Origin of the sequence: Niveispirillum fermenti, assembly GCF_048066175.1 — a bacterium.
Classification (GTDB): Bacteria; Pseudomonadota; Alphaproteobacteria; order Azospirillales; family Azospirillaceae; genus Niveispirillum; species Niveispirillum fermenti.
Genome location: NZ_JBLTXA010000111.1, coordinates 1 through 882 on the forward strand (window position 1 = coordinate 1; position 882 = coordinate 882).

1 protein-coding gene is annotated in these 882 nt (G+C 63.5%); it reads right to left on the reverse strand.

Features of this window, described 5'->3' with window-relative positions; all coding sequences use genetic code 11:
• Window positions 1–882, reverse strand: an 882-nt coding sequence (locus ACM9LZ_RS25910) for a sodium:solute symporter family transporter (protein WP_416622384.1), incomplete at both ends; no start/stop codon positions are given.

The following is an 882-nucleotide window of genomic DNA, read 5'->3' on the forward strand; positions in this document are numbered from 1 at the left end:
CCCAGCAGGCCGGGCGGCAGCAGCCGCATCATGGTCGGATAGGCCTCGTCCGGCTTGGACAGGTCGGGGGCCAGCACCACGGCGGCGATGCCGGGCAGCACGATGATGACGGGCATCAGCAGCTTGATATAGGCGGCGAAAACGACGCCCTTCTGGGCCTCGCCCAGGCTCTTGGCGGCCAGCGCGCGCTGGATGATATACTGGTTGAAGCCCCAATAGCTGAGATTGGCGATCCACATGCCGCCGACCAGCACGGCGATGCCGGGAAGATCCTTGTAGAACGGATGGTCGGGCTCCAGGATCATGTCGAAATGGCCGGGAACGCGCTCGGTCAGGACCTGGAAGCCGGCGATGACGCCCCGGCCGTCGCCGATCTCCTGCAAGGTCAGGTAGGAGATGACCAGCCCGCCCAGCACCAGCAGCGTGACCTGCACGATGTCGGTCAGCGCCACGGCTTTCAGCCCGCCATAGAGCTGATACAGCAGCGCGAAGGCGCCCAGTGCCACCAGCGCCACGTTCTGGTCCACGCCCGCCACCTTGTTGACGGCGATGGAGCCCAGCCAGACAATGGCGGTAAGGTTGACGAAGATGTAAAGCGCCAGCCAGAACACGGCCATCAGCACGGGCAGGACGCGCCCATACCGCTGTTCCAGGAACTGCGGCATGGTATAGATTTCGTTCTTCAGAAAGATCGGCAGGAAATACTTGCCGACGATCAGCAGGGTCAGGGCGGCCATCCATTCATAGGAGGCGATGGCAAGACCCAGCGCATAACCGGAACCGGACATGCCGACGATCTGTTCGGCGGAGATGTTGGCGGCGATCAGCGAGGCGCCGATGGCCCACCAGGGCAGGGATTTCGACGCCAGGAAATAGTCCGAC